Genomic DNA, 26,602 nt, shown 5'->3' on the forward strand with positions numbered 1-26,602 from the left:
CCATGGCTGTGGAGCAGCGACGAGTGGCTGTGGTGGGTAGCGGCGTAGCGGGCCTGACCGCCGCGTACGTCCTGAGACGGGCGTACGAGGTGACGCTGTACGAGGCCGACGACCGGCTCGGCGGACATGCCCATACGCATGACCTGGCCGGGCGGGACGGCCGCCCGGTGCGCGTGGACAGCGGGTTCATCGTCCACAACGGGCGGACCTACCCGTGGCTGCTGCGGCTCTTCCGGGAGCTGGGCGTGGCCACGCAGGACGCGGAGATGAGCATGTCGGTCCGGTGCGACGGCTGCGGGCTCCAGTACGCGGGCGCGCGGGGAGCCACCGGGCTCTTCGCCCGGCCGAGCAACGCGCTGAGCGGGCGTTATCTGCGGATGCTGACCGAGATCCCCGCCTTCCACCGCGCCGCCCGCACCACGCTCGCGGCGGACCCGGGGGATGCACTCACCCTGCGGCGGTTCCTGACCGAAGGCGGCTTCTCGGACTACTTCGTGACGCACTTCGTCACCCCGCTGGTCTCCGCGGTGTGGTCGTGCGCCGCCGAGACGGCGATGCGGTATCCGGCCGCGTATCTGTTCCGGTTCCTGGACCACCACGGGCTGCTGTCGGTCACGGGATCGCCGCGCTGGAAGACGGTGACGGGCGGCTCGGCGGAGTACGTCGACCGGGTCGTCAAGCAGCTCACCTCCGTCCGTGCGGGCACCCCCGTCGCGGCGGTGCGCCGTTTCGCCGACCGCGCCGAGGTGGTGACGAGGGACGCCACCACCGAGGAGTACGACGCGGTGGTGCTTGCGGTTCACCCCGATCAGGCACTGCGGCTGCTCGCCGATCCCACCGAGGACGAACGGCGGGTGCTCGGCGCCTTCCCGTACTCGCGCAACCCCACCGTGCTGCACACCGACACCACGGTGCTGCCGCCCGCGCGGGCGGCCCGTGGATCGTGGAACCTCCGGATGCCCGCCTGCCACGCCCCCGCCGACAAGGTGCAGGTCAACTACCACATGAACCGTCTGCAACGGCTGGACGCCGCCGAGGACTTCATCGTCTCCCTCAACGCCGACGGACTGGTCGAGGAGTCGAAGGTGCTGGCCCGGATGGTCTACGAACACCCCGTCTACACCCCCGAATCGGTCGCCGCCCAGCAGCGGCTGCCGGACCTGAACACCGCCGTCACCGCCTACGCGGGCGCCTACCACGGCTGGGGCTTCCACGAGGACGGCTGCCGGTCCGGGGTCGAGGCGGCGGCCGCGCTGGGAGTGCGCTGGTGACGTCCGTACCGGCGCCGGGGCCGCGGGCACCCGCGCTCTACGAGTGCGTGGTCGGCCATGCCCGCACCGCACCGCTGCGGCACACCTTCCGGCACCGTACCTACCTGTGGCTGGTCGACCTGGACACCATGCCGGCACTGCCCCGCGCGCTGCGCTTCCTGGCCCGCTTCGACGCCGCTGACCACTTCGACGGAGCCACCGGGGCCGCTGGAGCTACTGGGGCCACTGGAGCCACCATCCGCCAGGGCCTGGACGCCTTCCTGGCCGACCGCGGGGTGCACCTCGACGGCGGGCGGGTGGTGATGCTGGCACACGCCCGGGTCCTGGGGCATGTATTCAACCCGCTCACCCTGTACTGGTGCTACCGGCGGGACGGCACACCGGCCTGTGTCGTGGCGGAGGTCCACAACACCTACGGCGAACGCCACTGCTACCTGCTGCACACCGACGAGCACGGGTGTGCCGAGGTGCCTAAGGAGTTCTACGTCTCGCCGTTCTTCCCGGTCGACGGCGCCTACCGGATGCGGCTGCCGGAACCGGGCGAGCGGCTGGACCTGACGGTGTCCCTGCGGCGCGGCGGGACGCGGCCGTTCACCGCGACCGTGCGCGGCACCCGCAGACCGGCCACCGTCCGGTCGCTGCTGGCCGCCGCGGTGCGGCACCCGTGGTCGACGGCGGCGGTGTCCGCCGGGATACGTCGGCATGGCATCCGCCTCTTCCTGCGCCGCCTGCCGATCCAGCCCCGCCCCCGCCACCGTCCACAGACCCCGTCCCGTCCCCGTGATCAGGAGATTTCGTGACCACCTCCGCCCCGAGCACCGCCAGCGCTGTCGACACCGCCGATGCCGTCCGCCACCGCGCACACGCGCTCCCCCACCCCGCGCCGGTCGACGCGTCCCGATGGCCGGATGTGGCGCGGGCGCCGCGCCTTTCGCGGACCCGCGCGGCCATCGCCAGGCTGATCGTGCGGCGGGCGTTCGCCCGGCTGCCGCTCCGGGTGCAGTGGGGCGACGGCCCGGTCACCGGCTCCGCGGGTCCGGTGCTGCGGATACGTGACCCGCACGCGTTCTTCCGCCGGATCGGCGCCGACGGGCTCATCGGCTTCGGGGAATCCCGTATGGCCGGGGAGTGGGACGCCGACGACCTGGTGGGCGTGCTGACCGTCCTCGCCGCCCACGTCACGGACCTGGTCCCCGCGCCGTTGCAGCGGCTACGCGGAAGATGGGCACAGCGGCAGCCGGGCACGGAGCGCAACACGCTCCAGGGCGCGAGGGAGAACATCCACCGCCACTACGACCTGTCCAACGACCTCTTCGCGCTCTTCCTCGACGCCACCATGACCTACTCCTCGGCGATCTTCCGCAACCTCCCCGCGAACCGGGACGACCTGGCCGGGGCGCAGCGCCGCAAGATCGACAGACTGCTGGACCTCGCGGACGTCGGCCCGGATACGCGCCTGCTGGAGATCGGCACCGGCTGGGGCGAACTGGCCCTGCGGGCAGCCGCACGCGGAGCCAGGGTGGTCACCGTGACGCTGTCCCGGGAGCAACGTGATCTGGCCGTCCGGCGCATCGCGGAGGCGGGCCACGCGGACCGGGTCTCGGTCCGGCTGTGCGACTACCGGGAAGTGGACGGCTCGTACGACGCCGTGGTCAGCGTGGAGATGATCGAGGCCGTCGGCGAGGAGTACTGGCCCGTCTACTTCCGCCATCTGCACCGTCTGCTCGCCCCCGGCGGGCGGATCGCGCTCCAGGCGATCACCATCGCGCACGACCGGATGCTCGCCACCCGTGGCGACTACACCTGGATCCACAAGTACGTCTTCCCTGGCGGGATCATCCCCTCCGTACGGGCGATCGAGCAGGTCGCGGCGGACACCGGGCTGCGGATCGCGCGGGCGGACGCCTACGCGGAGCACTACGCGGAAACCCTGCGGCTGTGGCGCGAGCGCTTCACCAGCCGGGCCGGGCACCTGGCGGAACTGGGGTTCGACGAGACGTTCCGCCGGATGTGGGAGTTCTACCTCGCCTACTGCGAGGCCGGATTCCGCGCCCGCTACCTGGACGTACACCAACTGCTGCTGACCGGCGCCGGGATGCCGGTCGCCCTGACCGAGGACGGAGGTGCCCGGTGACCCCCGTCGCGAACCGGCTCGCCCAGCTACTCGAAACCCACTTCGCGGGAACCCTGCCGGTGCGGCTGCGCGCCTGGGACGGCAGCGAGGCCGGGCCGCCCGGGGCGCCCGTGGTCGTCGTATGCTCCCGCCGCGCGCTGCGCCGTCTGCTGTGGCAGCCGGACGAACTCGGGCTGGCGCAGGCGTACATCGCGGGCGACCTGGACATCGACGGCGACCTGGCCGAAGGGCTCAGCCGCGTATGGGCATCGGTACGGGAGCGCGGGCTGCGCCCCGGCTCCCCGCGCCCCGCCGACCTGGCCAGGGCGTTCACCGCCGCGGTGCGGCTCGGCGCCGTGGGGCCTCGGCCCGCCCCGCCCGGCGCGCCGCGGGCCCGGCTGCGCGGCGCCCTGCACAGCACCGCCCGGGACCGTGCCGCCATCAGCCACCACTACGACCTGTCCAACGACTTCTACGCCCTGCTGCTGGACGAGTCGATGGCCTACTCCTGCGCCTACTGGACCCGCCCCGAGGACGCGTCGTACGGGCTGGCGGACGCCCAGCGGGACAAGCTGGAGCTGATCTGCCGCAAGCTCGCGCTCACCCCCGGCGCGCGCCTGCTCGACGTCGGCTGCGGCTGGGGCTCGCTGTCCCTGTACGCGGCGGCCGAGTTCAAGGCCCGGGTCACCGCCGTCACCCTCTCCCGCGAGCAGCGCGACTACGTGATGGCCCGCGCCCGGGAGCAGGGGCTCGGCGATCTGGTCGACGTCCAGCTGCGGCACTACCGCGAGTTCGCGGGTGGCGGATACGACGCGGTGTGCGCCGTCGAGATGGGCGAGCACGTCGGCGACGCCGAATACCCCGCCTTCGCCGCCCGCCTCCACGGGCTGCTGCGCCCCCGCGGGCGGCTGCTGATCCAGCAGATGTCCCGGGGCGCCGATGCCCCAGGCGGGGGCGCGTTCATCGAGTCGTACATCGCCCCGGACATGCACATGCGCCCGCTCGGCGAGACCGTCGGCCTGCTGGAGGGAGCCGGGTTCGAGGTACGGGCGGTGGAGTCGCTGCGCGAGCACTACGCCCGCACCATCGCCGCATGGCACCGCACCCTCGAAGAACGGTGGGACCGCTTCGTGGCACTGGTCGGAGAACCGACCGCCCGCGTCTGGCGGCTGTATCTCGCGGGCAGCGCACTGGCCTTCGGCGAGCGCCGGATGGGGGTGGACCAGCTCCTCGCCGTACGCCCCACGCCGGAGGGAGACTCGGGCATGGCGGCTTCGACTCCCCTCGGCTGGTACGAGGAAGGGGCCCGCCGGTGAGCGGATTCCCGTGGCCGCCCTTCGCCACCAACCTCGCCGTGACGGCCGCGGTGGCCCTGGCCGTCATGCTCGCCACCTTCGCCGTCGCCGTCGTCACAGGGACGCACCGGGTGGTGGACGTGGCCTGGGGCGTGGCGTTCACCGCCGTGGCCCTGGCCACCTACGCGCTCTCGGCCGGTCACGGAGACGATGGGCGCAGGCTGCTGGTCACCGTGGCGACGGCGGTGTGGGGGATGCGGCTCGCCGTCCACATAGCCTGGCGTGCCCGCGGAACCGGCGAGGACCCGCGCTACGAACGGCTGCTGGCCAAAAGCTCCGGAAGCCGCCACCTCTACGCCCTGCGCATGGTGTACCTGCTCCAGGGGCTGCTGGTCTGGCTGGTCTCGCTGCCCGTCCAGGCCGCCCAGTACACGGCGGTTCCGCTCGGCCCGTCAGCCGTCGCGGGCGGTGCGCTGTGGGCGACCGGGATGTTCTTCGAGGCCACCGGTGACTTTCAGCTAGCCCGCTTCAAGGCGGACCCCGCGAACCGGGGGCGGATCATGGACCGCGGCCTGTGGGCCTGGACCCGGCACCCGAACTACTTCGGCGACTTCCTCGTGTGGTGGGGCCTGTTCACCCTGGCCTGCGGCAGCTGGCAGCCCGCCGCCGTATCGGTCGTCTCGCCCCTGGTGATGTCATACCTGTTGACGCGGGGCAGCGGACAGCGGCTGTTGGAGAACTACCTGGCCGACCGCCCCGGATACGCCGAGTACACCGCTCGGACCAGCGGATTCTTCCCGCTGCCGCCACACCGGGGCACGCCCGGGAGGGGAACGGAACGATGAGCGAAGACGACCTTGTGGGCCCCGCGTCACCGGGCCCCGACCACGCCCAGCCCGTACCCCACCGCCCGCTCACCGTGCACACCCTGCCGCCCGCCCCGCGCGCCGCGGTGGTCCTCCTCCACGGAGGACGCGCTGACGGCCTCGCCCCACCCCCACCGCTCAACCTCCCGGCCCTGCGAATGAGCCCCTTCCGCACCGCGATATCGCGCTCTCTGGGCCGAAGCGGCCTTGTCCTCGCATCCGTGCGCTACCGGTGCCGAGGATGGAACGGACCACGCGCCGACGCCGCACACGACGCCCGAGGCGCCCTCGACGCACTCACCGGACCCGCCCCCGGCCTGCCGGTCGTCCTGGTCGGCCACTCCATGGGCGGCCGCGCGGCGCTCCTGGCCGGGGGACACCCCTCCGTACTGGGCATCGTCGCACTCGCCCCATGGTGTCCACCGGACGAACCGGTCACCCACCTACACGGCAAAACCATCGCCGTCCTCCACGACGAACACGACCGGATCACCAGGGCCGACCACTCCTGGCTCTTCGCCGAGCGGGCCCGGCACGCAGGCGCCCAGATCCACACGATCGCCATGCCACACGGCGGCCACACCATGCTCCGCGACGCCCGCCACTGGCACCGGCTCACCGCGGACCTGGTCGGAGCCATCCTGGACGGGACCGCCCATACCGCCCCCGGGAACGGCGGGTCGCGCCACCGGAGCGGCCGTTCCTGGTCATGAATCCACGCGCCGTCGACGAGGGGCCGGGCGTGGTCGGTGGCGACGGCACCCAGGCGGTCCGGTCGGGGAAACGCGGACCCGGCCCGCAGGATGGCGGCCCGGTTCGACCCCCGCCGAGCCTCAACCGGCCCCGCGCCGACTGCCTACGCGACGGCCGTCATGGTGGCGAACACGACGACGTTGTTGGGGTAGTAGTGCCGATCCGCGTCGAACGTGCCGCCGCACGTGACCAGGCGCAGCCCCGCGTGGTCGAGGTTCTTGTAGATCTCCAGCGTGGGGAAGTCCTTCTTCGGATACTCCTCGACGCGGTCCACCGTGAACGTGGCCGTCCTGCCGTCCGCGCGGGACACCTCGACGGTGTCCCCGGCCTTCATCGTCTTGAGCTTCTTGAAGACGGCGTCCGCGCCGTTCCAGGTCACGTGCCCGGCAATGACGGCGGGCCCCTGGGAGCCGGGAGTGGGCCCGGGCTCGTACCAGCCCGCGAGATCCGGGTCCTTCGGGGTCGTCATCGCCCCCTGCTTGTTCTGTCCCAGCGTCTCCAGATCGCTCGTCACGCCGAGGGAGGGGATGGTGACCCGCTGCGGCACCGACCTGTCGAGGGCCGCGACGGCCTTTCCGCCACCCGAGCCCGGTTCCTGCGTCTGACCAGCCGCCGTGGGCTGACCCTGGCCGGTCCCCGACGCGGAGGTGTCCTGGCCGCCGCAGGCGGTGAGCAGCAGGGCTGCCATGGCGGTCGCGACCACGGGGACGAGGGCGCGCCGCACCCCGGCCCGTGTGCTCAGCGTCGAGCGGTTCACACGGCACCTCCGACCTTCGCCGCCGCGGCACCGGACGCCGTCCGCCGCCGTACGACGAACAGCGCGCCGGCCACCGCCACCGAGGCCGCACCAGCCGCGGCGATCACGACACCCGGGGAGACGCCCGCCCCGTCGGCTCCGCTGCCGGTCTCGATCCCGCCGACGGGGACGGACCCGACGGCCGCGCCCTTGACGACACCGCAGTTGGTCGGAGCGGTCGCCTCCTGCGGGAGTTTCGAGTCGAGTTCGCTCTTGCCCGCGCCCTCGAAGTCGAACTTGTCGTTGTTGTTGGGGTCGATGCCGTGCTGCACGATGTGCAGGTCCTTGATGTGGTCCACCACGTCCTGTGAGACGGGGATGGTCCGCTTGTAGGAGACCTTGCCCTCCGCGTCCGCCACCGGCATCCGGTCCACGGCCAGGCCGCTGCCCGCCGCGTCGGTGTCTCCCGAGACGGTGAGCGAGATGTTGATGTCGCCGTAGTGGACCGTGGCCTCGGTGTTGTTGAGGATCCCGTCGCCGTTGGTGTCGGCGCTGTCGTCCGGGCACTGGAAGTCGTGCCCCTCGGTCGACCCGTGCAGATGCTGCGCCGAGGGCTGACCGGGCACCATGCCCTCGGACTTGATCCACACGGTGAGCTCCTTGCCGCGCAGGCTCAGCAGGGCCGTCCCCTTGGAGTTGGAGTTGTTCAGCTGCTCCAGGTCGATCTGGTAGGCCGGGGTGTCCTCCGCCGCGAATACCGGGGACGATCCGGCCATGGTGAGGAGGGCTGCGGCAGGCAGAGCGGCAAGCACCGCGGCGCGGCCGGTTCGCTTGAGCGTCACGTTCGTTCCTGTTCCGCGGCCTCCGGACGGGGACAGCCGCATGTCGCACGGATTCCTGCTGGGCACCCGAGGGGCCTTACTGCGAATCATTCGCAGTTACACATAGAACGCAGCAACGCTCCCGGGTGTTCAAAGCCGTCGGAAGAATCCGCGCGCCACGGCGTGAGGCGCCGGAAACGAGCAGTTCACAACGAGTGCCCCCTCCGGGAAACAAGTGGTTCCTAGCGTGTCCGCTCATGGATTCGAAGCTGTATACGCAGCCGGACACGGGGCCGGATCCGTCGGCGGCATCCGTTCCGTCGCTGCGCGAGGCGGTCTACGCGAAGCTGCGCGCGGCCGTGCTCGACGGCGAGTTCGGTCCTCGTGACCGGCTGGCCGAGATGCGGCTGGCCGCGCGGTTCGGAGTGTCACGCACCCCCGTGCGCGAGGCGCTGGCGCGGCTGGCGTCCGACGGGCTGATCGAGCGGGGTGACGGTGGTTTCTTCGTCACGGTTCCCAACCTGACCCAGCTGAAGGACCTCTACGAACTCCGGGTCACCCTGGAGCTGAGCGGGATCGCCCGCGCGATCGAAGACTCCTCCGTGCGGCACGATCCGGCAGTCATCGCGGCCGAGCTGGAACGCTGGTACGCGATGCGCGAGGCCCTGCCGCCGCCGGACCCGCGCTTCGTCGTCCATGACGAGCGCTTCCACGCCGAGCTCTCCCGAGCCTCCGGTAATCCCGCGCTGACCGACGCCCTGGTGGCGGTCAGCGAGCGCGTCCGCCGCGTGCGGATGTACGACTTCCTCACCCAGGACCGGGTGGAGACGACGACCACCGAGCACATCAAGATCATGGAGCTGGTCCGCGACGGACGGCTCGACGAGGGCTACGCGGCCCTGCACGCACACCTCGGCGACTCGATGGCCGTGGTGATGGAACACGCCCGGCGCGCCATGACGCAGATGGCCCTGCACGCCGAACGCCTCTGAAAGCCCGGGCCCCACTCCGGGTCCCTCGACTCCCCGGCTGCCGACGCCGCCAACCGGGGGTGCGCCACCGCTCATCACTCCCGCACCACCGGAGTACCACCGCACCCCGAAGGGCTGACCATGAGTACAACCCAGTCACCACAGACGGCCACGGCTGCGAACGCGCCGACCAGTCAGACGACCACTCAGGCGACCACTCAGGCGACCAAGGAGACGCTGGAGGACTACACCCTCCGCTTCGCGCCCCGCAGTTACCGGCGGTGGACGCCGATGGTGGTGGCGACGACCGCGCTGGGCGGCATCGCCTACATGGCCGACTTCTCCATCGGCGCCGGCATCGGCCTTGCCCACGGCACCGGCAACGCGCTCGTGGCGATCGCCGTGGCCGCCGTCGTCATCTTCGTCACCGGTTTCCCGCTGGCGTACTACGGCGCCCGCTACAACATCGACCTGGACCTGATCACCCGCGGCTCCGGCTTCGGCTACTACGGTTCGGTCCTGACCAGTGTGATCTTCGCCAGCTTCACGTTCATCTTCTTCGCCCTCGAAGGCTCGATCATGGCCCAGGGCCTCAAGCTGGGGCTCGGACTGCCGCTCTGGCTGGGCTGTCTGGTCTCCACGCTGATGGTGATCCCGCTGGTGATCTACGGCATGAAGGCGCTCAGCAAGCTCCAGGTGTGGACGACTCCGATCTGGCTGCTTCTGATGGTCGGCCCGCTGGTCTACCTGGTCGCCACCGACCCCGGCACGGTCGACCGCTTCCTCGGCTACGCCGGCACCGACGGCAACGGCGGCCTCGACACCGCCTCCGTGCTGCTGGGCGCGGGCGTCTGCCTGTCCCTCATCGCGCAGATCGGCGAACAGATCGACTACCTGCGCTTCATGCCGCCCAAGACCGAGGCGAACAAGCGCACGTGGTGGACCGCAGTGGTCATGGCCGGGCCCGGCTGGGTGGTGCTCGGCGCACTGAAGCAGGCCATCGGTGTCTTCCTCGCCGTCTACATCCTGGCCGAGGTCGGACCGGCGTCCGCGACCGAGCCGATCCAGCAGTTCCGCGGCGCCTTCGACGCCATGATGCCGTCCTGGCTGGTCGTCCCGCTGGCCGTAGTCCTCGTCGTGATCAGCCAGATCAAGATCAACGTGACGAACGCGTACTCCGGTTCGCTCGCCTGGACCAACTCCTTCACCCGCGTCACCCGGCACTACCCCGGCCGCCTGGTCTTCGTCCTGGTCAACCTGGGCTTCGCGCTGGCCCTGATGGAAGCCGACATGTTCAGCTTCCTCAACAGCATCCTGGGCTTCTACTCGAACTGCGCGATCGCCTGGGTCGTCACCGTCGCCACCGACATCGGCGTCAACAAGTACCTGCTGAAGCTCTCCCCGCACGCACCCGAGTTCCGCCGCGGCATGCTCTACGCCGTCAATCCGGTCGGCGTCGTGGCCTTCACCGCCGCCTCCGGGCTGTCCATCGCCATGTACTTCCACGCGCTCGGCGACACCCTCCAGCCCTACTCCCCCGTCGCCGCGGCCGTCATCGCCTTCGCCCTCACCCCGCTGATGGCCATCGTCACCAAGGGCAAGTACTACCTCCGCCGCACCGACGACGGCATCGCCGAGCCCCTGCTCGACACGGAGGGCAACCCCAGCGCCACCACGTACGACTGCCACGTGTGCCACCAGCCCTACGAGCGTCCCGACCTGGCCGCCTGCCAGACCCACGACGCGGTGGTCTGCTCGCTGTGCCTGAGCACGGACACGGTCGGCGACCACGTGCTGCCCGCACAGCCGTCGGCCCTCTGAACCGAGCGGCCGGACGGTGAGGCAGCGTTCGGATGCCCAGCGGCCCTTGCTACGAGGACGGAACGAGGGCCGGCGGCAGCTGGATGATCCGGTCGCACCAGCGGGTGAGCAGGTCGCGGTCGTGGCTGACCGCGAGGAGACCGGCGCGAGTGCGGTTCCGGTAGGTCTCGACGGTGGCGACCAGTGCGGCGGTGGTCGAGGCGTCGAGCATGGAGGTCATCTCGTCACAAACCAGCCAGCGGGGTTCGTGGACCAGCGCGCGGGCGAGGCAGGCCCGCTGGAGCTGGCCGTCGCTGACCTCGTGGGGGCGTCGGTGGAGGAGTTCGGCGGTGAGGCCGGTGGCCTCGGCCAGTTCCGCCGTACGGTCCTTCGCCGTGGCGGCGAGGCCGCAGGCGCGCAGCGGTTCCGCGATGGTGTCCGCCAGGCGGAGGCGGGGATCGGCGGCCGCGCGGGGTTGCTGGAAGGTGATGCCGATGGCGGTACGCAGGTGGCGGGGCGCGCGGTGCCGCCAGCCGCGTACCCGCTCCCCGTCCACGGTCACGGTGCCCGCCCGGGGTGGATGGAGCAGTGCGGCGATCCGGGCGAGGGTGGACTTGCCGCAGCCGCTCGGGCCCAGCAGCCCGACCGCCTCGCCCGGGGCGATGGTGAGGGAGACGTTGTCGAGGACGGGGGCGGCTCGGCCGTATCCGGCGGTGACGTCCCGCAGTTCAAGCACCAGCAGCCTCCGGGAGGTGGGTGCGGGGGTGGTGGCAGGCGAGGCCGTCGCGTCGGGGCGGCTGCTCGCGGCAGGCGGTGGTGGTGTGGGGGCAGCGTGGGGCGAAGGCGCAGCCGTCGGGTAGCCGGCTGAGTTCGGGTGGCATGCCGGGGATGGGACGGAAGGCCCGGGTAGGGAGCGCTTCGAGCAGGCCGTGGGCGTACGGGTGGCGCGGGCCCGGGGTGCCGAAGAAGTCGGCGGCGGGGGCGAGTTCGACGATCCGGCCCGCGTACATGACGGCGACCCGGTCGGCGACGCGCTGGGCGGCGGTGAGGTCGTGGGTGACGATGAGGACCGCGCGGCCGGAGTCGGCGTGGCGGCGGAGTTCGTCGGCGGTGGCGTCGACGAGATCGCGGTCGAGGCCGGTGGTGGGTTCGTCGGCGAGGAGCAGCGGGGCGTCGCCGACGAGGGCGAGGGCGGTGGCGGCGCGTTGGGCGAGACCGCCGGAGAGCTGGTGGGGGTGGTGGTCGAGGTGGTCGGCGGGGAAGGAGGCGCGGGCGGCGGCCTGCCGTGCCAGGTCGGGCAGGCGGTCGCGGGGTGGGGCGAGGAGTTCGCGGATGGTCTCGTGGAGCTGGGCGCGTACGGTGCGAACGGGGTTGAGGTGGGCGGCCGGGCTCTGCGGCACGAGGCCGATGAGGCGGCCGCGTACCGTGCGGGCGAGGGTGCGTTCGTCGGCGGCGAGTACATCCACGCCGCCGACCACGGCGGTCCCGGTGACCTCGGTGTTGGCGGGCAGCAGCCCGAGGAGGGCGGCGGCGAGCACCGACTTGCCGCAACCGCTCTCACCGACCAGCGCGAGGCACTCCCCCGCGGCGAGGTCGAGGCTCACGGCGGTGACGGCGGCCACCTCCACGCCGTGGCGGAGCCGGAAGCGGACGGTAAGGTCACGCAGCGTCAGAAGAGCGGGCGTCGCGTCGGCTTTCACAGCATCAGCTCCGATCGGCGGCGCGGGTTGAGCCGTTCCCGCCACAGCCCGGCGAGCCCGGCGAGGGCCAGGGTGGGCACGATGATGAACAGCCCGGGGAAGAGGGTGGGCCACCAGTCGCCGGTGAGCAGCGATCCCCGCCCCGTCTGGATGAGGGTGCCCAGACTGGCCTGGTGGGAGGGCATGCCCAGGCCCAGGAAGGAGAGCGCCGATTCGTGCCAGATCGCGTGCGGCACCATCAGCACGGCCGCCAGCCCGGCCTGCGGCAGGGCGCCGGGCAGGAGGTGCCGGACCGTCACCCGCCACCGTGAGGCGCCGCCCGAGATGGCGGCGTCGACGTAAGGCCGGGTGCGCAGCGAGAGGATCTCGGCACGGACGATACGGGCGGTGGAGAGCCAGTGGGTGAGGGCGACCGACACCACCACCGGCCAGACTCCGGGCCGGAACATCGCCACGATGAAGATGCCCAGCAGGAGATGCGGCACGGAGTTGACGGCGTCGACCGTCCGCATGAGCACACGGTCCGTCCAGCCGCCCAGCGCTCCGGCCAGCGCGCCGACCGCCGTGCCGATCACCGTGGCCACAACCGCCGCGACCACGCCGACCAGCAGCGAGACCCGCAGGCCGTAGACGCAGCGCAGCAGCAGGTCACGGCCGACGTCGTCGGTGCCGAAGGGGTGCGCCCAGGATGGAGCGCGCAGCTTCTGCGAGAGATCGACCAGCTGCTGGTCCAGGCCGGTCAGCGGCGGGACGAGCAGCACCGTGAGGAGCACGGCCCCGGTGACGCCGAGGGAGGCGTACCGACGGACGGTCCTGGTCGAGAGGGGCGTGAGGTCAGCCATCGAAGGCCACCCTGGGGTCGGCGAGCCCGTAGAGGAGGTCGGCCAGCAGATTGCCGAGCAGCACGGCCGCCGTCGCCAGGACGGTGGTGGCGGCGAGGAGCGGGAAGTCCACGGCGGTGGCGGCGCGGACGGTGGCCTCGGCGATGCCCGGCCAGCTGAAGACGGTCTCCACCAGCAGCGCTCCGGTGATGAGTTCGGGGATGCGGGAACCGAACAGGGTGAGGACGGTCAGCAGCGCGGAGCGCAGCGCGTGGTGCAGCAGGACGGTGCGTTCCTTGAGGCCGCGGGCACGGGCGCCGGTCACGTGGTCCTCGGCGTACGCGTCCACGACACCCTGGCGTACGTAGAGCACGAACCACGGCATCTGGGAGACGGCCAGCACACCGGCGGGAAGGATCAGGTGCGCGGCGACCTGGCCGGGCGAGACCACCGCGCTGCGGGTGTCGGTCAGCCCGCCGGCCGGGAGCACATCCAGCCGTAGGGCGAACGCCCAGACGGCGAGCAGCCCGAGCCAGAAGACCGGTGCCGCCTCCAGCGTGTAGGACAGCGAGGTGATGACCCGGTCGCACCAGCTGCCCGGCCGCCGGGCCGCGAGCACCCCGAGTGCGGTGCCCAGCGGCACCGTGACCGCGAACGCCGTCGCGCAGAGCAGCACCGTCCAGCCGATCCGCTCCCCGAGGACCTGGGCCACGGGCTGGCGCAGGGAGAAGGAGTCTCCGAGGTCGCCGGTGAGCGCGGCGCCGAGCCAGCGCCACCAGCGGACGACGAACGGCCCGTCGACGCCGAGGTTCGCGCGCAGTTCGTCCAGCGTCTGCTGGGAGGCGCTGAGCCCGGCGGTCCCGGCGTACTGCGCCACCGGGTCGAACGGCGAGGCGGCGGCGAGCGCGAAGACGCCGAGGGTGACCAGGAGCAGTACGGGGAGCGCGAACAGCAGCCGCCGCCCCGCCATCCGGAGCATCGCGCGCCAGGGGAACGTCACGCGCGGGGCTTCCAGTCCTCGACGTTCCACCAGGGCCCGGCGAGTCCGTGGTCGTGCGGCTCGACCCGGGTGGTGACGCCCGACCAGCCGTCGTTCACCACGTACATGTGGTCGATGAGGGTGAGGAACGTATAACCGGGGTCCTTCACCAGCTCGCGCTGGACCTCGGCGTAGGCGGCGCGGCGTTCGGTGTCGTCGGCGGTGCGGCGGGCGGCGTCCAGGGCCTTGTCGACGGAGGCGTTGTCGTAGCGGGCCATGTTGTTCCAGCCGTTCCCGGCCAGCGAGGAGTGCAGCAGCCCGTACAGGTCGTAGTCCGGGTCGACGGGGTTCCCGTTGCCCATCAGCATCGCGTCCCGGTCGAGCCGGGGCCTGACCACCTCGCGGGTACCGGCCTGTACCTTCACCTCGATGCCCACCTTCTTGGCGTCCGAGGCGTAGGCGAGCGCATGGTCCTGGCGGAGCTTGTCGCCGGAGAAATACCAGAGGGTGAACGAGGCGCGCGTCCCGCCCTTGGTGCGGATCCCGTCCGAGCCCCGCTTCCAGCCCGCGGCGTCGAGGATCCCCCGGGCACGCTCCGGGTCGTGATCGCGCTCGCCACCGCCGGCGTGGTAGGGACTGGTGCGCGGCAGCGGGCCGGCCGCGGGGTGTCCGCCACCGTCGAGAATGCTGTCGACCATCGCCTGCCGGTCCACGGCGACATCGAGGGCCCGCCGGACGGCCCTGTCGCCGGTGACCTTCCCGCCCTGCGGGAGGGTGACGGCCCGGTAGTCGGCGGACTCGGCCTCGAAGACCTTCCTGGACGCGTCTTTTCCGAAGGTGCCGGCGAGGTGGGGCGGCAGGATCGCCGCGTCCAGGTCGCCGGAGCGCAGCCGGGTGGCGCGTACGTCGTCGTCGGGCACGATCGCCAGGGTCAGCTTCTTCACCTTCGGCGTGCCGCCCCAGTAGTCGGGGTTGGCCTTGAAGGTGAGCTTCTCGCCCTTCGTCCAGCCGGTGAGGACGTACGGGCCGGTGCCGATGGGCTTGGTGTTGAACGAGCCGGTGTTGACGTCCTGTCCGCCCGCCGCGTGCTCGGGCACGATCGGCAGAACGGTGCGTCCGGCGAAGGGCGCGTAACGGTACTTGAGCTTGAAGACGACCGTGCGGTCGCCCTTGGCGCGGACGCTTCTGATCGCGTCGAGCTCCGCGCGCGAGGGGTTGTTGGTCTTCGGATCGAGGATCGTCTGGTAGGTGAAGACCACGTCGTCGGCGGTGAGCGGTTTGCCGTCGCTGAAGGTGACGCCGTCACGAAGGGTGTAGGTGTAGGTGAGGCCGTCGTCACTGACGTCGGGCAGCTCGGCGGCGAGTGCGGGCTTCGGCTCCAAGTCGGCGTCCTGGGTGAGCAGTCCGTCGAAGATCTTCGAGCTGCCGTCCTTGCCGTATCCGAGTAAGGGGCTGAGCGTCTCGGGCTCGTACGCGATGCCCACCGCGAGCGAGGCACCCGCATCCGAGTCGTCGCTGCCACCGTCGCTCGGAGCCGAACACGCCGGAACCCCGATGATCACGGCAGTTGCGGCTATCGAGGCGATCCGAAACTTCGCACTACGCACCATCGCGCCACCGTTCCCTCATGTACATGCTGTCGCGGGGCAGCGATTGTTGCATGACACCTGCAACTGCGAATAGATCGCGTTGAGCCGCCCGTGCCGTTGTCGGGCGCGCCGCCGCACGGAGGGGGGCCGCCCCCATGCGCCACGCCCTGCGCCGCCCGCGGCCCTGCGTGGTCGGCACGCACATGGCGACCCAGCACCTCCGGGCGGACGGTGCGACGAGCGCCGCTCGGTCCGCACCGCACCCCATTATTGCGAATAACTTGCAATAGCTAGTCCATGCAGCAAGCTGATTGTGTGCGGGGTCGGTCCGACAGCCTTCGCCATGATCCGCGTCTGAAGTCGGTCCGGGGCATGTTCCTTCCGACGGCTGATCGTCTTCTCAATCCGGCACCCGCCGGACAGGCCGACCCTGCACACCGCCACGGCATGGGCAGACCCCCCGCGGGCGTGCCCCGCAGGGGCCCGGCTGCGAGCCGGAACGCGACACCCGCTTCCGAGACGGGTCAGGGAGCGAGCAGGAGATTGTCGACACGCCGCTTGGCGGCGGCGTAGCGCTTGGCCACGTCCTGCCAGTTGACGACCTTCCACATGGCCTCGATGAAGTCGACCTTCTGGTTCTTGTACTGGAGATAGAAGGCGTGCTCCCAGGCGTCGAAGACCAGGATCGGGGTCGAGCTCTGACCGACGTTGCCCTGGTGGTCGTAGATCTGCTCCACGACCAGTCGGCCACTCACCGGCTCGTACGCGAGGACCCCCAGCCGGAGCCATGGGTGGTCGCGGCGGCCTTGATGCTGCCGCCCGGGAACGGGCCGATCAGCCGGACGGGCCCGAGCTGCCGGACCACCTCGGCTGGACCGAGGCCGCGAACAAGGCACGCCGGGCCCTCCCCGCCAGCACAAGTCCCCGATATGGCCGCCCGACCCACCGCCCGGCCCACGAGGGGCAGGCGCCAAGGAGGGTGCCGACTGGTCAGCGCGGGCGAAGATCTACCAGGTGACGGGCAAGTCGCCGAGGTGGAACGATTCGAATCTACTTTTACCAGCCACGGCAGACACGACGGGTTCCGCACGTCGCAGAAGCATGACTCGCGGGATCCCGGCAGGCTTGGCACACTTTTCCTCACCAGCATGCGTCTGACTCAGGAGCCGGCCCATCGCACTTGTCGGGAAAGTAAAGGGATCGCCGCTGGTCAGGCAGCAGATCAGGACCGTGGTGGTCGGATTGCGGTCGTAAGGAATTTCCATTTCTTCATAGCCGCGATTCACAATGAAAATGCCGCCATAATTCCATGTCGCCGTAGAAGGTGATCGTCATGCGCGCCCACGACACCGTGGGGCGCGTCTACCGCCGCTGCGGCTGCCGCGACAAGCAGCGCCGCCAGCTCGGCGCCCACTGCCCCCAGCTGATCTCCGATCCCACTCACGGGACCTGGACCTTCGCCGTCGACCTTCCCGCCACCGAGCCCGGTGGACACAACCGCACCGTGCGTCGGGGTGGCTTCCCCACCGAGGGCGACGCCCGTACTGCCCTGCACCGCTACCGTGCCGGCCGCCGGATCGGCGTCAGCGCCGACCCGAACCAGACCGTCGCCGACTACCTGAACCAGTGGCTCGCGGCCAAGCGGCTGCGGCTCAAGCCCACCACATGGGTCCGCTACCGCGACTACGTCCACGACGACCTGATTCCGGCCCTCGGCCCGATCCGCCTGGACGAACTCGCCTACGAACACATCCACCACTACGTACAGACCCAGCTCGCCACTGGCCGCGGACGCCCCACCGTGTGGCACATCCTCGCCACCCTCTCCAGCGCCATCGGCGACGCCGTCCGCCAACACCGACTCCCCACCAACATCGTCCGGCCCACCGTGATCCCCCGCCCGGCCTCCACCGAGCGCACCATCTGGACCCCGGCCCAGGCCATCCGCTTCCTGCGCCACTGCCATGCCAGCGATCCGGGCTTCGCCGACCTGATCGAATTCCTCATCGGCACCGGCCTCCGCAAGGGCGAAGCCCTCGGCCTCCACTGGGACGACGTCCACCTCGCGGCCCACACCGTCTACGTCCACTGGACTCTCTCGGCGATCGACAACAACAAGCTCGTCCTGACCCGCCCGAAGACCCGCAAGAGCAGCGACTGGGTCGCCCTCTCACCCCGCATCCACGCCCTCCTCACCCACCGCAAAACTCAGTGCTACGCGCCCGGCGACCCGGGAGGCGGATTCGTCTTCCACCGCGACGACGGGCGCCCGCTGCACCCGGAGTACGTCCTCAACCACTTCCACTACCTCGCCCGCCAGGCAGGCGTCCCGCGCACCAGCGTCCACGACCTGCGCCACCTCGCCGCAACGCTGGCGCTGACCCACGGCGTCGAGCTGACCATCGTGTCGAAAACCCTGCGCCACTCCACGATCTCCACCACGGCCAACATCTATGGCCACCTCACCAAACCCGCGGCCCGCCAAGCCGTCGACGCCATCGCCAAACAGCTCGACCGCGAAGAAAGGCGCTACGACCACAAAACGACCACCAGCCCACCCGCCCCGCGAAGCCAACCCCACAGCAACCAGTACACGCAAGCAGCATGAAACAGCATCAGGGCCAGAAGCGGGTCCGGAGCCGATCTACGACCACCCAACGACCACCAACGGAAAAGGCCGCCCCGCCTTCCGGCGGAAACGGCCTCCGACCTGCAATAACACCGTCGGGACGACAGGATTTGAACCTGCGACCCCTTGACCCCCAGTCAAGTGCGCTACCAAACTGCGCCACGTCCCGGTGCTTGTCCGGCTCGGGGTTTCTCCCTTGCCGGCCGCGCATGAAGAACAATACCGCACCTCAGGGGGTGCTCGCCTCCACCCCTGGGCAGGACTCCGGGGCAGCCCGGCGATTACGGAGTGTTCGTGAGTGTCGCGTTCTGTGGTCGAGGAGGTTGCGGGCGCCGGGGCGTGCAGCGAAGGTGCCGCGGCGGACCCCGGAGGTGCGCGCTCGGGAAGAGGTCGGCGCAGCCTGCGGCGTCGGTCAGCGGCAGGTCCAGATGGTCGGCTCGTCGCGGCCTCCGGGGATCGTGGCGTCGTCGCTGGCGACGGAGAGGGCGAGCCCGCGGCCAGGGCGTAGCTCAGCGTGGAGCCGAGCATCCGTCGCGGTTGATGCCCGCGATGTCTCCGCCCCGCGCCACCACGCGCGGCTTGCCGTCGCGGTCCCAGAGCACGCTTGGTGGCTCGTCATCCGCGTCGTATGAGACCTGCGCGTCGCCGTCCTCCCACAGGGCAGGCGCTCCATCTTGCCGTTGCGCGAGCGGATTCCGTCAGCCGCGTCCTCGCCGTCAGGACCTCACGCTCAGGGGATGTGCTTCTCCAGCCACTCCAGGAGGTCCTGCTGGACCTCGTCGCGGTTGGTCTCGTTGAGGATCTCGTGCCGGGCGCCCTGGTAGCCCTTCCAGCTCAGGTTCCGGGTGCCGCCGTAGCGGAAGTCTTCGAGGAGTTCGTAGACCAGGGTCATCCGCTGGTTGCAGGGGTCCTCGGTGCCCACCGCCAGGTGGACCGGCAGCTCGGCCGGGATGCGGGCCTGGTGGCGCGGGTCGTTGATCTTGCGGACAGCGCGCAGCCAGGCCAGGGAGAGGCCGGTGCTGAAGGGGAAGCCGCAGTGGTCGTCGGCCGCGTAGGCGGCGACCTCGGCCTGGTCCCGGGAGAGCCATTCGAAGCCGGTGCCGAACTCGTACGGGTCGTTGAACGAGGCGAAGAGCGTGGGGACGAAGGTGGACAGCGCGGTGGGGCCGCGTTCCGCGATCTCCTGTTCGATGGCCGCCAACGCGCCCTCGATCTCCGCCCCCGGGAGCGAGCGGAAGGTGCCGGAGAGGATCAGCCCGGCCAGTTCCCCGCCGTACTCCTGGGCGCAGTCGCGGGCCAGCATCGAGCCCATGCTGTGGCCGAGCAGCACCAGGGGCGCTCCGGGGTGGTCGGCGCGGGCGCGGGCGCCGATGGCGCGCAGGTCCGCGACGATGGCCCGCCAGGCATCGCCCTCATCGCCAGCGGGATCGTCAGCAGAAGCGCCAGCAGAAGCGCCAGCGGTAGCGACCACGCCGAGGCCGCCGGTGGACTCCGCCGTCGCCCCGTGGCCGCGGTGGTCCGAGGCGACGACCGCGTAGCCGTGCCCGGCCAGGAAGCGGGCGAACCGGTCGTAGCGCCGGGCGTGCTCGGCGGCGCCGTGGGCGATCTGGACGACCGCGCGCACGGGGCCCGCCTCCGGCTGCCACGTGTACGTCGCGACACGCGCGCCGTCCGGGGCGGTCAGGTGGTCCGTGCGGTGGGTGATGCCGCCAGCTCGCATGCGTATCCGTCTCCTGGGCCGATGGGATGAGGCGAAACCCACTCTTCCCCCGCCGGGCCGCCATGCCAAGGGCATGCACAGGCGTGCTGACGGGGTGTTGCGGGGCGCGGGCCGTGTGTAACGATCAGGCGCTTTCCGTGCCACTCGCAACTCCTGAACCGTGCAATTCCCCGCCCCAGGAGGACTGTTGGTCACCTTCGAAGCATCTGACGCGGCCCCGGAGAATCACCCTCCGTCCGAACTCTCCCGGCGGCGCCTGCTGCAGGCCGCCGCCGTGGGCACCGCCGTCGCCGCCACGGCCGCGCTGCCCGCCGAGGCGGTGGCCCATGCCGCGGCCCGGGCGGAGGCGCGGCGGGTCTCGCTCTCCTTCACCGCCGCCACCAACGGCGCCGCGTCCCTCTCCCCCACCGGCGACCGGCTGATCGCCGAGGTCCAGAACGTGCTGTGGTCCGTCCCCCGCGAGGGTGGCGACGCCGTCGCGCTCACCCCGCCCGATCTGGAGCCGACCCGTCCGGTCCACTCCCCCGACGGGAAGCTGCTGGCCGTATGCGCGTACCGGGGCGGCGGCTTCCACATCTGGACGCTGCGCCCCGACGGCTCCGGACTGCGGCAGCGCACCGACGGCCCGTGGGACGACCGTGGTCCGGCGTGGTCGCCCGACGGCACCCGGATCGCCTTCGCCTCCGAACGCGGCGGCGACCCGGTGGCGGGCAGCCCGTACCGGGTGTGGGTGCTGGACGTGGCCAGCGGCGAGCTGACCCGGCTGACCGGACTGCCGGGCCAGGACGGGCCGCTCCAGGGCGGCGCCTGGGAGGACTTCGACCCGGCCTGGTCCCCGGACGGCGCGCGCGTGCTGTTCGTGCGCGGCGCGCTCGCCGGGACCGCGCTGGACGCCCGTACGGTGGCCTCCGTACGGGCGGACGGCACCGGTCCGGTGACCGTCGAGCGCGCCGACGCGACCACCGGCGCGCAGGTGATGACGCCGTCCGTGTCGGCGGGCGGCAGGCTCGCCTATCTGCGCACCACGCCCGCGCCGGAGGCGTCCTGCACGCTGGTCGTGGACGGCGCGAAGGTCGCGGTCGAGGGCGATGTGCAGCCGGTGCCGCCTCGGTGGGTCTCGCGCGAGGAGCGCGAGGAGCTGCTGCTGACGGTGGACGGGCACTTCCGGCTGGTGCGCCCGGACGCCCCGGCGAAGGGCCTCCAGGCGAAGGACGCCCCGGCGAAGGGCGCCCCGGCAAAAGGCGAGGAGATCCCGTTCGCCGCCACCCTGACGGTCGACCGCCCCCGGTACACCGTCAAGCGGTACGACTTCGAGGGCGGCGCGGCGCGTCCGGTGCGCGGGCTGCATCTGCCCGCGCTGTCGCCCGACGGCCGCAAGGTGGCCTTCGCCGCGCTCAACTCCCTCTGGATCGCGGACACCTCGGGCGGCCGCGCCCCGCGCCGGGTCGTACGGGCGGACGCCACCCGGTATCTGCTCGCCCCCTCCTGGACGCGCGACGGGCGCGCCCTGGTGTACGCCGACGACCGCGATGAGCTGCTCGCCGTACGCCGCCGGAACCTCGCCTCCGGAAAGGAGACGGTGCTCGCGTCGGGCGGCCGGGTGCACCCCGCGCTCTCCCCCGACGGCGACCGGCTCGCCTGTATCGACATGTCGGGAAACCTCGTCGTACGGGACCTCGGCGCCGGTACGGAACGGGTGCTGGCCGCGCCGCTCGGGGCGGGCGGGCTGCCCGGGCGGCCGAGCTGGTCGCCGGACGGCCGGTACGTCGCGCTGTGCGACCGCAACCGGCTGAACCAGAGATTCCGCGAGGGCTACAACCTCATCCGGGTCGTCGATACGACAAGCGGCACCGCGACGCTGCACGCCGTCGCGGAGCACACCTCGCTGACCGACCGCTATGACTCCGGCCCGGTGTGGTCCCCGGACGGCCGCCATATGGCGGTCATCGTCGAGTCCGCCCTGTGGCTGCTGCCGGTCCGGCCGGACGGCAGCCCGGACGGCGCCCCGCGCCGGGTGACCGACGAGGCGGCCGACCATCCGTCCTGGTCGGCGGACTCGGGCAGCGTCCTGTATCTGTCGGCGGGCAAGCTGCGGCTGCTGGACGTCGCGAGCGGGAACGCCCGTACGGTACGGGTTCCGCTCGACCACCGGCGGCCGCGCCCGGCCGACACCGTGGTGCACGCCGGGAGGTTCTGGGACGGCACGGGCGGCGGGGGCACGGTCCGCGAGGACGTCGACATCGTGGTGCGCGGCGGCCGGATCGCCGCCGTCGAGGCGCACCGCGGCGGGCGGCCCGCGAAGCGCCGTATCGACGCCTCGGCCCGTACCGTCGTCCCCGGTCTGTGGGACGCCCATACGCATCCCTGGCAATCCTCGTACGGCGGCCGCCAGACCGCGCTGCAGCTCGCGTACGGCATCACCACGGCCGTCTCGTTCGGCGGCTTCGCGTACGAGCAGGCGCGGCTGCGGGAGGCCGTCGCGGCGGGCGCGCTGGCCGGGCCGCGGCTGCTGGCCACCGGTGAGCTGCTGGACGGGCCGCGGGTGGCGTACAGCATGGGCCGGGCGCACCGCACCCGCGATGGCCTGCGGCGCTCGCTGGACCGCGCCGAGGCGCTCGACTGGGACTTCGTCAAGACGTACGTCCGCGCCCCCGGCTGGATCATGGAGGAGGCCGCCCGCTTCGCACACGAAAAGCTCGGGGTGCGCTCCGGCAGCCATCTGTGCACCCCCGGCATCCAGCTCGGGCAGGACCTGACGACCCATCTCCAGGCCACCCAGCGGCTGGAGTACGGGCATGCGACGACGGCGACCGGGCGGGCGTTCCAGGACCTGGAGGAGATCTACACGGCCTGCGACTTCCGGCTGGTGGCCACCCCGTTCACCGCACAGCCGCTGGTCGGCGCGGACCCGGCGCTCGCCGAGGACGAGCGGGTCACCCGGCTGATGCCGCCGTGGGACACCGCGCTGGTGCGGCAGCTCGCCGGGACGCCGCCGACCGGCGCCCAGCTGGCGACCCTGCGCACCGAGATCGGCATATACCGGCGGATCCTGGCCGGTGGCGGGGTGGTCGCCCTGGGGACGGACCAGCCGCTGGTGCCGGTGGGGCTCCATCTGCATGTGACGCTGCGGGCGCTGCACCGGTACGGGCTGTCGCCCGCGGAGGCGCTGCGTACGGTGACCGTCCTCCCGGCGCGGGCGTTCGGCGCCGAACGGGATCTGGGCACCCTGGAGGTCGGCAAGCTGGCGGACCTGACGGTCGTGGACGGCGATCCGTTCACCGACTTCGACGCGATGGTACGGACGGTCTCGGTGCTGCGGGGCGGCGTGCCGTACGAGCAGCGGCGGCTGGTCGAGGCGTTCCCGGCGCCCACCGGTGCCATGGCGGCGCACGGGCGGTCGGCGGACCACTGGCTGGAGGTGGGGCGGCAGCTGCGGCGCGACGGGTGCTGCGAGCAGCACAGCTGACCACGCTCAAGCACGGCGGATCGGCTCGGACGGTGAGGGCCGGGTCAGGCCGAGCAGGTCGCGGGCCGGGCCGGTGGGGTGGGGACCGGACGGCCAGACGGCGCGCAGATCGCGGCGCAGGGGGATGTCCGGGACCGCGATCTCCACCAGGCGGCGGGCCGCCACTTCCTCGCGGACGGCCAGACGGCTGAGCACCGCGGGGCCCGCGCCGCTCACCACCGCCGCCTTGACGGCGGTCGTGGAGGCCAGCTCCAGCAGCGGCGCGGCCAGGCCGCCGTGGGCGGCGAGGGCGGCGTCCAGCACCTGCCGGGTGCCGGAGCCGCGCTCCCGGAGGATGAGCGGGGTGGCGGCGAGTTCGGCGGCGGCCGGTGGGGTGCGGCGGCGGGCCCAGGGGTGGCCGGGGGCGGTGACCACCGTGAGGCGGTCATGGCCGATGACCGCGCCGTCCAGCCCGCTCGGGGTGTCCAGGCCCTCGACGAATCCGATGTCCGCCTCGCCGTCCAGCAGCCGCCCGGCGACCGCCGCCGTGTTCCCGGCCAGGAGCGAGACGGCGGTGTCGGGGCGCAGGGCGCGCAGCGCGATCAGCCAGCCGGGCAGCAGATACTCGGCGATCGTCATGCTGGCGGCGACCCGCAGCCGGGAGTCGCGGCGGTCGCGCAGGGCGTGGACGCCCGCGTCGAACGCCTCGGCCGCCTCCACCACGCGCCGCGCCCAGTCCGTGACGAGCGCCCCGGGCGCGGTGAGCCGGGAGCCGCGCGGCGAGCGGTCCACGAGCGCGACGCCCAGCCGCCGTTCCATCGCCCGGATCCGGCTGCTCGCGGCGGGCTGGGTGATGCCCAGCTCCCGGGCGGCCCGGCCGAGGCTGCCGAGCCGGGCGACGGCGAGCAGCAGCTCCAGCGCGCCGAGGTCGGGGACGCGGTGGGCGAGCGGGGACGGCACCGGGCCGTCGTCACCGGCCGTAGGGCTCTTCCGCTCGCTCATAAAGTCAGCTTATGCCCTCATAGAACGAAGGGGCCTGGTGGGTGACGCGGCGGCGGGCGAGGCTGCGTCCATGGTCACCGCCGCGCCCGCCCCGCCCCTTCCTGCTGCCGCCGTCATACGGGCTCGCCGCCCCCGGCCGTCCGTACGCCACCTCGGCCCCAACTGGTACGCCACGGTGATGGGCACCGCGATCGTGGCCACCGCGGGTGCCGGGCTGCCGGTGAACATCCCGGGGCTGCGCGGCGTCTGCCGGGCGGTGTGGGTACTGTCGGCGCTGCTGCTCGCCGCCGTACTGGCCGCCCGCGCGGCGCACTGGGCGCGCCATCGCGACCGGGCGCGCGCCGATCTCCTCGACCCAGCGGTCGCGCCCTTCCACGGCTGCCTGCCCATGGCGCTGTCGGCGGTCGGCGCGGCGACGCTGTCCGTGGGCGCGGAGGTGATCGGCGTACGGGCGGCGGTGGCCGTGGACGCGGTCCTGTGGACGGCCGGAACGCTCACCGCGCTGCTGATGGCGGCCGGGATCCCGGCGCTGATGGTCGTACGGCACCGGATCGGCCCCGGGGACGCGTCCCCGGTGTGGCTGCTGCCGGTCGTGGCGCCGATGGTGTCGGCGGCGACCGGTCCGGCGCTGGTGCCGCATCTGCCGCCCGGGCAGGGGCGGGAGGCGCTGCTGCTGGGGTGTGTGGCGCTGGCGGGGGCGAGCCTGCTGGGGACGTTCCTGATGCTGCCGCTGATCTTCGAGCGGCTGGTCCGCCACGGTCCGCTCCCGGCGGCGCTGACGCCCGCGCTGTTCCTGGTGCTGGGCCCGCTCGGGCAGTCCACGACGGCCGCGGGCGGGATGGCCGACGCCGTGGCGTACACGGCGGGGGTGCCGGAGGCCGCCGCCCGGTTCGCCTCGGTGGTGTACGGGGTGCCGGTGATGGGGTTCGCGCTGCTGTGGCTGGCGTCGGCGGGGGCGCTGGTGGTGCGGGCGGCGCGGCGCGGGATGCCGTTCGCGATGACCTGGTGGGGGTTCACCTTCCCCGTGGGCACGTGTGTCACGGGGGCGGCGGCGCTGTCCCGGCACACCGGTCTGCACGCGTTCGGCTGGCTGGCGGTGGTGCTGTACGGCGCTCTGGTGGCGGCGTGGGCTCTGGTCGCGGCGCGCACGGCGCTCGGCCTGGCGCGCGGCAAGATGCTCACGCCCTAGCAGCCCGCTGCTCACGCCCTGAGCCCCATCCTCACCGCGCCCCCGCCAGCGCCGCCCCGAGGACCGCGGGCGCCTCCGCCAGCGAGGGGCCGTACCAGGTCAGATGGCGGCCGCTGACGAGCGCGGCGGGCAGCCCGGGGAACGCCTCGGGGCCGTCGTCGGCCGTGAAGCGGTACGGCTCGTCCGGCAGCACCACCAGCTCCGCGCCGCGCCGCGTCAGCTCGTCGATGGGGATGCGCGGGTAGCGCTCGGGGTGGTCCGCGTACAGGTGCCGTACGCCCAGCCGGGACAGCAGATCCCCGGCGAAGGTGTCCCGGCCCAGCACCATCCACGGCCGCCGCCACACCGGCACCACCGCAGGCCGCCGCGCACCGGTGGTCCGTACGTCCGCCCAGGCGGCCTCGGCCTCGTCCAGCCAGCCGGGCCGGGGCAGCCCGCAGCCGTGCACCAGGACCCGGTCCAGCTCGGCGAACGCCTGCTCCAGCGTCCGTACCTCGGTCACCATCACCTTGAGCCCGGCGGCGCGCAGCGCGGCGAGGTCGGGGGCGCGGTTCTCCTCCTCGTTGGCGAGGACGAGGTCCGGGGCGAGGGCCGCGATCCGGGCGGTGTTCGGGTTCTTGGTGCCGCCGACGCGCTCCGCGCGCAGCCCGGGCGGATGGCTGCACCAGTCGGTCACCCCGGTCAGCAGGCCGGGCGCGGTGGCGGCGACGGACTCGGTGAGCGAGGGCACCAGGGACACCACGCTCCGTACGGCGGCGGAAGACCTCATCGCCCCACCGTACGGCGCGCGGGGCGGACGTACGGCCGCCGGCCCCCGCCCGGCGGGAGAAGCGGCCCGGCCGCGCCGGGGGGGGGGGGTTGCGCGAGGGAGGAGGGCCGGTGGAGTAAAAAAAAATAAAACA

Annotated in this window: 21 protein-coding genes, 1 tRNA gene and 1 pseudogene; 11 read left to right on the plus strand and 12 right to left on the minus strand. The window is 72.3% G+C overall.

What is annotated here, in order from left to right; translation table 11 throughout:
• Positions 1–2 precede the first annotated feature (2 nt).
• From ACFV9T_RS04150 to ACFV9T_RS04175, 6 genes are read left to right on the plus strand one after another with little or no spacing between them, the layout of a single operon-like run.
• Entirely contained in the window at positions 3–1,271 is a 1,269-nt protein-coding gene (locus ACFV9T_RS04150) for an NAD(P)/FAD-dependent oxidoreductase (RefSeq protein WP_385436528.1), read from the plus strand.
• Positions 1,268–2,071, plus strand: a complete 804-nt coding sequence (locus ACFV9T_RS04155) for a DUF1365 domain-containing protein (protein ID WP_385436529.1) — start codon at positions 1,268–1,270, stop codon at positions 2,069–2,071. Before ACFV9T_RS04150 ends, ACFV9T_RS04155 begins: the two co-directional genes overlap by 4 nt.
• Positions 2,068–3,405, plus strand: coding sequence for a class I SAM-dependent methyltransferase (locus ACFV9T_RS04160; protein WP_385436530.1), 1,338 nt, complete (start codon positions 2,068–2,070; stop codon positions 3,403–3,405). The genes ACFV9T_RS04155 and ACFV9T_RS04160 overlap by 4 nt, the downstream gene beginning before the upstream one ends.
• Positions 3,402–4,700, plus strand: a complete 1,299-nt coding sequence (locus ACFV9T_RS04165) for a class I SAM-dependent methyltransferase (protein WP_385436531.1) — start codon at positions 3,402–3,404, stop codon at positions 4,698–4,700. Before ACFV9T_RS04160 ends, ACFV9T_RS04165 begins: the two co-directional genes overlap by 4 nt.
• Positions 4,697–5,524 carry a DUF1295 domain-containing protein gene (locus ACFV9T_RS04170; RefSeq protein WP_385436532.1) on the plus strand — a complete coding sequence of 276 codons (828 nt, stop codon included), beginning with the start codon at positions 4,697–4,699 and terminating at the stop codon, positions 5,522–5,524. The genes ACFV9T_RS04165 and ACFV9T_RS04170 overlap by 4 nt, the downstream gene beginning before the upstream one ends.
• Entirely contained in the window at positions 5,521–6,258 is a 738-nt protein-coding gene (locus ACFV9T_RS04175; protein ID WP_385436533.1) for a serine aminopeptidase domain-containing protein, read from the plus strand. The genes ACFV9T_RS04170 and ACFV9T_RS04175 overlap by 4 nt, the downstream gene beginning before the upstream one ends.
• A 143-nt stretch (positions 6,259–6,401) precedes the next feature.
• On the opposite strand, the gene ACFV9T_RS04180 is transcribed toward ACFV9T_RS04175, so the two are convergent.
• Entirely contained in the window at positions 6,402–7,055 is a 654-nt protein-coding gene (locus tag ACFV9T_RS04180; protein WP_385436534.1) for a class F sortase, read from the minus strand.
• Positions 7,052–7,876: a hypothetical protein gene (locus ACFV9T_RS04185; RefSeq protein WP_385436535.1), complete on the minus strand. Its 825-nt coding sequence runs from the start codon at positions 7,874–7,876 to the stop codon at positions 7,052–7,054. The genes ACFV9T_RS04180 and ACFV9T_RS04185 overlap by 4 nt, the downstream gene beginning before the upstream one ends.
• 236 nt (positions 7,877–8,112) lie before the next feature.
• On the opposite strand from ACFV9T_RS04185, the gene ACFV9T_RS04190 reads away from it, so the two are divergent.
• Positions 8,113–8,847 carry a GntR family transcriptional regulator gene (locus ACFV9T_RS04190; RefSeq protein WP_385436536.1) on the plus strand — a complete coding sequence of 245 codons (735 nt, stop codon included), beginning with the start codon at positions 8,113–8,115 and terminating at the stop codon, positions 8,845–8,847.
• A gap of 120 nt (positions 8,848–8,967) precedes the next feature.
• The gene (locus ACFV9T_RS04195) at positions 8,968–10,647 is read left to right on the plus strand and encodes a purine-cytosine permease family protein (protein ID WP_385436537.1); all 1,680 of its coding nucleotides are present in this window, start codon (positions 8,968–8,970) and stop codon (positions 10,645–10,647) included.
• A gap of 49 nt (positions 10,648–10,696) precedes the next feature.
• Here ACFV9T_RS04195 and ACFV9T_RS04200 read toward each other — a convergent pair whose 3' ends face one another.
• From ACFV9T_RS04200 to ACFV9T_RS04225, 6 genes and pseudogenes are all read right to left on the minus strand, one after another.
• Positions 10,697–11,362, minus strand: coding sequence for an ABC transporter ATP-binding protein (locus tag ACFV9T_RS04200; RefSeq protein ID WP_385436538.1), 666 nt, complete (start codon positions 11,360–11,362; stop codon positions 10,697–10,699).
• Entirely contained in the window at positions 11,355–12,326 is a 972-nt protein-coding gene (locus ACFV9T_RS04205) for an ABC transporter ATP-binding protein (protein ID WP_385436539.1), read from the minus strand. Before ACFV9T_RS04205 ends, ACFV9T_RS04200 begins: the two co-directional genes overlap by 8 nt.
• The gene (locus tag ACFV9T_RS04210) at positions 12,323–13,168 is read right to left on the minus strand and encodes an ABC transporter permease (protein ID WP_385436540.1); all 846 of its coding nucleotides are present in this window, start codon (positions 13,166–13,168) and stop codon (positions 12,323–12,325) included. The genes ACFV9T_RS04205 and ACFV9T_RS04210 overlap by 4 nt, the downstream gene beginning before the upstream one ends.
• On the minus strand, positions 13,161–14,126 hold the full coding sequence (locus ACFV9T_RS04215) for an ABC transporter permease (RefSeq protein WP_385436553.1): 966 nt from the start codon (positions 14,124–14,126) through the stop codon (positions 13,161–13,163). The genes ACFV9T_RS04210 and ACFV9T_RS04215 overlap by 8 nt, the downstream gene beginning before the upstream one ends.
• A 17-nt stretch (positions 14,127–14,143) precedes the next feature.
• Positions 14,144–15,736, minus strand: a complete 1,593-nt coding sequence (locus ACFV9T_RS04220; protein WP_385436541.1) for an ABC transporter substrate-binding protein — start codon at positions 15,734–15,736, stop codon at positions 14,144–14,146.
• Positions 15,737–16,239: 503 nt separating this feature from the next.
• A pseudogene (locus ACFV9T_RS04225) lies at positions 16,240–16,523 on the minus strand (superoxide dismutase); the annotation flags it as partial.
• Positions 16,524–17,048: 525 nt separating this feature from the next.
• Here ACFV9T_RS04225 and xerC point away from each other — a divergent pair.
• Positions 17,049–18,323: a tyrosine recombinase XerC gene (gene xerC, locus ACFV9T_RS04230; RefSeq protein ID WP_385436542.1), complete on the plus strand. Its 1,275-nt coding sequence runs from the start codon at positions 17,049–17,051 to the stop codon at positions 18,321–18,323.
• A 116-nt stretch (positions 18,324–18,439) separates the two neighbouring features.
• Here the strand turns inward: xerC and ACFV9T_RS04235 are convergent.
• A tRNA-Pro gene (locus ACFV9T_RS04235) sits at positions 18,440–18,513 on the minus strand.
• Positions 18,514–19,074: 561 nt separating this feature from the next.
• On the minus strand, positions 19,075–20,064 hold the full coding sequence (locus tag ACFV9T_RS04240; protein ID WP_385436543.1) for an alpha/beta fold hydrolase: 990 nt from the start codon (positions 20,062–20,064) through the stop codon (positions 19,075–19,077).
• Positions 20,065–20,251: 187 nt separating this feature from the next.
• On the opposite strand from ACFV9T_RS04240, the gene ACFV9T_RS04245 reads away from it, so the two are divergent.
• Positions 20,252–23,530, plus strand: coding sequence for an amidohydrolase family protein (locus tag ACFV9T_RS04245; protein WP_385436544.1), 3,279 nt, complete (start codon positions 20,252–20,254; stop codon positions 23,528–23,530).
• Between the two features lie 6 nt (positions 23,531–23,536).
• Here ACFV9T_RS04245 and ACFV9T_RS04250 read toward each other — a convergent pair whose 3' ends face one another.
• Entirely contained in the window at positions 23,537–24,511 is a 975-nt protein-coding gene (locus tag ACFV9T_RS04250) for a LysR family transcriptional regulator (RefSeq protein ID WP_385436545.1), read from the minus strand.
• Positions 24,512–24,581: 70 nt separating this feature from the next.
• Here ACFV9T_RS04250 and ACFV9T_RS04255 point away from each other — a divergent pair, with 70 nt between their 5' ends.
• The gene (locus ACFV9T_RS04255) at positions 24,582–25,700 is read left to right on the plus strand and encodes a TDT family transporter (RefSeq protein WP_385436554.1); all 1,119 of its coding nucleotides are present in this window, start codon (positions 24,582–24,584) and stop codon (positions 25,698–25,700) included.
• Positions 25,701–25,731: 31 nt separating this feature from the next.
• On the opposite strand, the gene ACFV9T_RS04260 is transcribed toward ACFV9T_RS04255, so the two are convergent.
• On the minus strand, positions 25,732–26,469 hold the full coding sequence (locus tag ACFV9T_RS04260; protein ID WP_385436546.1) for a helical backbone metal receptor: 738 nt from the start codon (positions 26,467–26,469) through the stop codon (positions 25,732–25,734).
• Between the last annotated feature and the right edge of the window lie 133 nt (positions 26,470–26,602).

The sequence above is a fragment of the Streptomyces sp. NPDC059850 genome (assembly GCF_042731515.1).
GTDB lineage: Bacteria > Actinomycetota > Actinomycetes > Streptomycetales > Streptomycetaceae > Streptomyces.

What these genes read in the sequence shown, in the direction of transcription:
- ACFV9T_RS04175 (WP_385436533.1), top strand. Translation starts at nt 5,521, where the DNA reads ATGAGCGAAGACGACCTTGTGGGCCCCGCGTCACCGGGCCCCGACCAC.
- ACFV9T_RS04260 (WP_385436546.1), bottom strand. Translation starts at nt 26,469, where the DNA reads ATGAGGTCTTCCGCCGCCGTACGGAGCGTGGTGTCCCTGGTGCCCTCG.
- ACFV9T_RS04240 (WP_385436543.1), bottom strand. Translation starts at nt 20,064, where the DNA reads ATGCGAGCTGGCGGCATCACCCACCGCACGGACCACCTGACCGCCCCG.
- ACFV9T_RS04250 (WP_385436545.1), bottom strand. Translation starts at nt 24,511, where the DNA reads ATGAGCGAGCGGAAGAGCCCTACGGCCGGTGACGACGGCCCGGTGCCG.
- ACFV9T_RS04195 (WP_385436537.1), top strand. Translation starts at nt 8,968, where the DNA reads ATGAGTACAACCCAGTCACCACAGACGGCCACGGCTGCGAACGCGCCG.
- ACFV9T_RS04215 (WP_385436553.1), bottom strand. Translation starts at nt 14,126, where the DNA reads ATGCTCCGGATGGCGGGGCGGCGGCTGCTGTTCGCGCTCCCCGTACTG.
- ACFV9T_RS04210 (WP_385436540.1), bottom strand. Translation starts at nt 13,168, where the DNA reads ATGGCTGACCTCACGCCCCTCTCGACCAGGACCGTCCGTCGGTACGCC.
- ACFV9T_RS04150 (WP_385436528.1), top strand. Translation starts at nt 3, where the DNA reads ATGGCTGTGGAGCAGCGACGAGTGGCTGTGGTGGGTAGCGGCGTAGCG.
- xerC (WP_385436542.1), top strand. Translation starts at nt 17,049, where the DNA reads ATGCGCGCCCACGACACCGTGGGGCGCGTCTACCGCCGCTGCGGCTGC.
- ACFV9T_RS04190 (WP_385436536.1), top strand. Translation starts at nt 8,113, where the DNA reads ATGGATTCGAAGCTGTATACGCAGCCGGACACGGGGCCGGATCCGTCG.
- ACFV9T_RS04255 (WP_385436554.1), top strand. Translation starts at nt 24,582, where the DNA reads ATGGTCACCGCCGCGCCCGCCCCGCCCCTTCCTGCTGCCGCCGTCATA.
- ACFV9T_RS04220 (WP_385436541.1), bottom strand. Translation starts at nt 15,736, where the DNA reads ATGGTGCGTAGTGCGAAGTTTCGGATCGCCTCGATAGCCGCAACTGCC.